Origin of the sequence: Streptomyces sp. HSW2009 (assembly GCF_040240285.1) — a bacterium.
Taxonomy (GTDB): Bacteria; Actinomycetota; Actinomycetes; order Streptomycetales; family Streptomycetaceae; genus Streptomyces.
Genome location: NZ_JBEHZD010001239.1, coordinates 1 through 281, shown reverse-complemented (window position 1 = coordinate 281; position 281 = coordinate 1). Strand labels below are relative to the sequence as shown.

The following is a 281-nucleotide window of genomic DNA, read 5'->3' as shown; positions in this document are numbered from 1 at the left end:
CCGCCCCCCCCCCCCCCCCCCCCCGGGCGCCGCGCGCCGCGCGGCGCGGCGGCCCCCCCCCCCCCCCGCCCGGGGTGCCGCGCTCGCCACCTCGCCCGGTGCGCTCGACGCCCTCCAGCGCGACCTGGGGCTGACCCGTGCGGCGGCCCTCGACCGGCTGGCCGCCGAAGACCGGGCCGGCGCCGTGGATCGTCGGGTGCGGGCCGAGCTCGGTCCGCGGCTCGGCGGCACCTGGTACGACGCGCGCCGCGCCCGGCGGGTGGCGGCCGTCCCCGCTCCGG

General features: G+C 86.8%; 1 pseudogene. It reads left to right on the top strand.

Features of this window, described 5'->3' with window-relative positions:
• A pseudogene (locus AAHZ94_RS35335) lies at positions 1–281 on the top strand (hypothetical protein); the annotation flags it as partial.